3 protein-coding genes and 1 tRNA gene are annotated in these 4,733 nt (G+C 62.2%); 2 read left to right on the top strand and 2 right to left on the bottom strand.

All coding sequences use genetic code 11. The features are described from left to right. Positions 1–18: 18 nt before the first annotated feature. Together PMI38_RS03585 and PMI38_RS03580 are read right to left on the bottom strand one after the other, a co-directional pair. Positions 19–1,509, bottom strand: coding sequence for an MDR family MFS transporter (locus PMI38_RS03585; RefSeq protein WP_177324896.1), 1,491 nt, complete (start codon positions 1,507–1,509; stop codon positions 19–21). A gap of 49 nt (positions 1,510–1,558) precedes the next feature. Further along, positions 1,559–2,614: an HlyD family secretion protein gene (locus tag PMI38_RS03580; protein WP_008090791.1), complete on the bottom strand. Its 1,056-nt coding sequence runs from the start codon at positions 2,612–2,614 to the stop codon at positions 1,559–1,561. Between the two features lie 143 nt (positions 2,615–2,757). Between PMI38_RS03580 and gltX the strand changes: the two genes are divergently transcribed. Both gltX and PMI38_RS03570 read left to right on the top strand, forming a co-directional pair. Continuing rightward, the gene (gene gltX, locus PMI38_RS03575) at positions 2,758–4,239 is read left to right on the top strand and encodes a glutamate--tRNA ligase (protein ID WP_008090789.1); all 1,482 of its coding nucleotides are present in this window, start codon (positions 2,758–2,760) and stop codon (positions 4,237–4,239) included. A gap of 326 nt (positions 4,240–4,565) precedes the next feature. Then, positions 4,566–4,641, top strand: a tRNA-Ala gene (locus tag PMI38_RS03570). The last annotated feature ends 92 nt before the right edge of the window (positions 4,642–4,733 follow it).

The following is a 4,733-nucleotide window of genomic DNA, read 5'->3' as shown; positions in this document are numbered from 1 at the left end:
CGATAGGGCCGGTACAGGCTAGTGCGCTTCCCCAGCCTTCAACCCCTCCGGCAGCTTGCGCGTCAACAGCACCGCCAACATCCCCACCGCCAACCCGATCCCGACGAAATGGAAGGCATCGTTGTACGCCATGATCAGCGCCTGCTGGTGGGTAATCTCGCTCAACTTGCCCAATGCCGCATTGTCACTGCCCAGCCGTTCCGCCAACTGCGCCAGCCGTTCGGCCACCTGGGGGTTGCTCGGCACCACGGCCTCGCGCAGGTAGTCGAAATACACCTTGGTCCGCGCATCCAGCAAGGTCGCCAGCAAGGCTATGCCGATGGCACCCCCGAGGTTGCGCAGAATGTTGAACAAGCTCGACGCCGAGCCGGCATCCTGCGGCTGGATGTACGCCGTGGCGATCAACGAGATGGTCACCATGATCATCGGCTGGCCGAGGGCACGGACGATCTGGATGTGATTGAACTGCGGCCCGGCAAAATCAGGATTCAGCACGCCAGAGCCGAAGCTGGCGACCCCGAACAGACAGAACCCCAAGGCGCACAGCAGCTTGGGTGAAATCACCTTCATCAACTGTGGCACCAGCGGGATCAGAAAGAGCTGTGGCACACCCATCCACATGATCACCTCACCAATCTGCAAGGCGTTGTAGCCCTGGATCTGGGCCAGGTACAGCGGCAGCAGGTAGATCGACCCGTAAAGCCCCACGCCCATGCCCAGGCTGGCGATGCTCGACAGGCCGAAGTTGCGGTTGCCGAGAATGCGCAGGTTGATCAGCGGGTGCGGCTTGGAAAACTGCAGGATGACGAACGTGATCAAGCTGACCAGGGCCACCGTGCCCAGCCCCACGATGAGGTTCGACTCCAGCCAGTCTTTGCGGTGGCCTTCTTCGAGGAACACCTGCAGGCAGCCCAGGCCCAGGCCCAAGGTGACGATGCCGGCATAGTCGGTGCTTTTCAGCAGTTCCCAATGTGATTCTTTCTTTTCCAGCCCGTAGAGCAGGCCGGCGATCATCAACAGACCGGGCGGGATGTTGATGTAGAAAATGTACTCCCAGCCCCAGTTTTCGGTCAGCCAGCCGCCCAGGGTCGGGCCGATCGACGGGGCGAAGGTAGCGGTCATGGCGAACATGGCCATACCCTTGGCGCGGTGGTGCTCCGGCAGCTTGATCAAGGTCAGGGTGAAGGCCAGTGGGATCAGTGCGCCGCCGGTAAAGCCCTGCAGGGCGCGGAACACGATCATGCTCTCCAGGTTCCAGGCCATCGAGCAGAGCAGCGAGGCGAACAGGAACCCGCCCGATACCCACACCGCCAGGCGCCGCGCCGACAGCAGCTGCACCAGCCAGGCGGTCAGGGGGATCATGATGATCTCCGCTACCAGGTAGGAGGTGGAGATCCACGAACCTTCCTCCAGGGTCGCGGACAGCGCACCCTGGATGTCCTTGAGCGACGAGTTGGTGATCTGGATGTCCAGCACCGCCATGAAGGCGCCGAGCATCACGCTCATCACCGCGATCCAGTCGCGCCGGCTCGGTTCGGCCGTGGGCCGCAGGAGTGCGTCACCGGCCATAGTGGCCTTCGACTTCGGAGCGCAGGTCGACCGTGGCGGTCACCGACATGCCAGGGCGGATGCGGCCATGCAACGGGTTATCGGCGGCGAAGGTCAGCTTCACCGGAATGCGCTGCACCACCTTGGTGAAGTTGCCGGTGGCATTGTCGGGCGGCAGCAGGCTGAACTGTGCGCCGGAAGCGGCGAACAAACTGTTGACGCGGCCTTCGATCGGGGTGTCGGGGTAGCTGTCGAACAACAGTTCGGCGCGCTGACCAGGTTGCATATGGCCGATCTGTGTTTCCTTGAAGTTCGCCTGCACCCAGATGGCCTCGTCGGGGACGATTGACAACAGGTAAGCGCCGGCCTGCACCACCTGACCATTGCGGGCATTGCGCTGGCCGATGGTGCCGCTGATCGGTGCACGGATTTCGCAGCGGGTCAGGTTCAGCTCGGCCTGGTCCAGTTCGGCGCGTGCATTGGCGATCTGCGCATCGAGGCGTTTGAGCTCGGCAGTGAGGGCGTTGACCTGCTGGCGCTGGCCTTGCAAGTCGGCGCGGGCCTTGTCGACCTGAGAACTGGCCACATGGTTTTCCGCGGAAAGGGTGGTCACCCGTTCTTCGGATACAAATCCGGGCTTGCGCAGTTTTTCCGCTCGGGTGAGGTCCAGGCGCGAACGGTCGAAGGTCGCCTGGTTGGCTGCGACTTGCGCCTGGCCGGCGGCAATCAGGCTGCCCTGCTGGGTCAGGCGGCTTTGCGCCTGTACCTGTTCGGCTTCACGGGTGGCCAGGGCAGCGCGGGCGCGGTCCACGGCCAGCTGGAAATCGGCGGCCTCCAGGCGCACCAATAGCTCGCCCTTGCTGACATGCTGGTTGTCGTCAACCCGCACTTCGTCGATGCGAGCGCCGAGCTGGCTGGAAATGCGCGTGATCTCGCCCTGGACGTAGGCGTTGTCGGTGCTTTCGAAGAAGCGGCCCTTGAAGTACCAGTGGGCGAGGAAGGCGAGGGCGATGATTGCCACCAGGCTGAAGAAGACCAGCAGGCGGCGTTTGAGTTGAGCAGGCATGAGGACTATCGTTCCAGAAATGTAAGCAAATTTAACAGCGACAGACGGTAAGTCCACAAGTGTCGTTAGCGCCATCGCTGGAGCCGGGTGCCCGCTCCCTGCTAACATCTCGCCTTTGTTTCATCTTTCGTCCGAGACTCTCCATGACCACCGTTCGCACGCGTATCGCGCCATCGCCCACTGGCGACCCCCATGTTGGCACTGCTTACATCGCCCTGTTCAACTACTGCTTTGCCAAGCAGCACGGCGGTGAGTTCATCCTGCGTATCGAAGACACCGACCAACTGCGCTCCACCCGCGAGTCGGAGCAGCAGATCTTCGACGCCTTGCGCTGGCTCGGCATCGAATGGAACGAAGGCCCGGATGTCGGCGGCCCGCACGGCCCGTACCGGCAGAGCGAGCGTGGCGAGATCTACGCCAAGTACGCCAAGCAGCTGGTCGATGCCGGCCACGCCTTCTATTGCTTCTGCACCGCCGACGAGCTGGAGCAGATGCGTGCCGAGCAGATGGCCCGTGGTGAAACCCCGCGCTACGACGGCCGCGCCCTGCTGCTGAGCGACGAGGAGGTGCAGCGCCGCCTGGCCGCTGGCGAACCCCATGTGATCCGCATGAAGGTGCCGAGCGAAGGCATCTGCGTGGTTCCGGACATGCTCCGCGGCGACGTCGAGATCCCGTGGGACCGCATGGACATGCAGGTGCTGATGAAGAACGACGGCCTGCCGACGTACTTCCTGGCCAACGTGGTCGACGACCACCTGATGGGCATCACCCACGTGCTGCGCGGCGAAGAATGGCTGCCCTCGGCGCCGAAGCTGATCAAGCTGTACGAGTACTTCGGTTGGGAACAACCCAAGCTGTGCTACATGCCGCTGCTGCGTAACCCGGACAAGAGCAAGCTGTCCAAGCGCAAGAACCCGACCTCGGTGACCTTCTACGAGCGCATGGGCTTCATGCCCGAGGCAATGCTCAACTACCTCGGTCGCATGGGCTGGTCGATGCCGGACGAGCGCGAGAAGTTCTCCCTGGCCGAAATGGTCGAGCACTTCGACCTGTCGCGTATCTCCCTGGGCGGCCCGATCTTCGACATCGAGAAGCTGTCGTGGCTGAACGGCCAGTGGCTGCGTGAACTGCCGGTTGAAGAATTCGCTGCGCGGGTGCAGAAGTGGGCGCTCAACAGCGACTACATGATGAAAATCGCCCCGCACGTGCAGGGCCGGGTCGAAACCTTCAGCCAGATCGCCCCGCTGGGTGGTTTCTTCTTCGAGGGTGCGCTGAAGCTCGACGCCAAGCTGTTCGAGAGCAAGAAGCTGTCCGCCGACCAGGTGCGTCAGGTGATGCAATTGATCCTGTGGAAACTGGAAAGCCTGCGTCAGTGGGAAAAAGACCGCATTACCGGCTGCATCCAGGCGGTGGTCGAAGCGCTGGAGCTGAAGCTGCGTGATGCCATGCCGCTGATGTTCGCCGCCATCACCGGCCAGGCCAGCTCGGTGTCGGTGCTCGATGCCATGGAAATCCTCGGCCCCGACCTGACCCGCTACCGCCTGCGCCAGGCGCTGGACCTGCTGGGTGGCGTGTCGAAGAAAGAAAACAAGGAATGGGAAAAGCTGCTGGCGAACATCGCCTGATGCAGCGCCGCTGATCGTGTGTAGGAGCGGCCTTGTGTCGCGAAAGGGGCGCAAAGCGCCCCCCCAGCGGTTGTGCAAACTTATCGATCGTGGGGCCGCTTCGCGCCCCTTTCGCGACGCAAGGCCGCTCCTGCAAGGGCCATGCGCACCGCGAATAGACGGGGTAGGGCGGTAAGTGATTGTTATCTGGGAAAAAACTTTTGAATATTTTCAAAAATTCGTTTGACAGCCCTGCAATCCGATCTTAATATGCGCCCCGTCCACAGCGATGAACGAAAACGAAACGCCAGGCACCCAGCCGGTGATTCAGTTCAGAGCGACATTGTGGGGCTATAGCTCAGCTGGGAGAGCGCCTGCATGGCATGCAGGAGGTCAGCGGTTCGATCCCGCTTAGCTCCACCAAATTCCGCTTGGCAGCCGAGGCTGACAAGCAAGACCGGGTCCAGCAACCGGGTCTTGAAGGTAAGAAGGTTCGTCCCCTTCGTCTAGTGGCC

It is taken from the genome of Pseudomonas sp. GM84, assembly GCF_000282535.1.
GTDB lineage: Bacteria > Pseudomonadota > Gammaproteobacteria > Pseudomonadales > Pseudomonadaceae > Aquipseudomonas.
This window is presented reverse-complemented; position numbering and strand designations above follow the sequence as displayed.

Coding starts and splice junctions, on each gene's coding strand:
- PMI38_RS03580 (WP_008090791.1), bottom strand. CDS start 2,614: ATGCCTGCTCAACTCAAACGCCGCCTGCTGGTCTTCTTCAGCCTGGTG.
- gltX (WP_008090789.1), top strand. CDS start 2,758: ATGACCACCGTTCGCACGCGTATCGCGCCATCGCCCACTGGCGACCCC.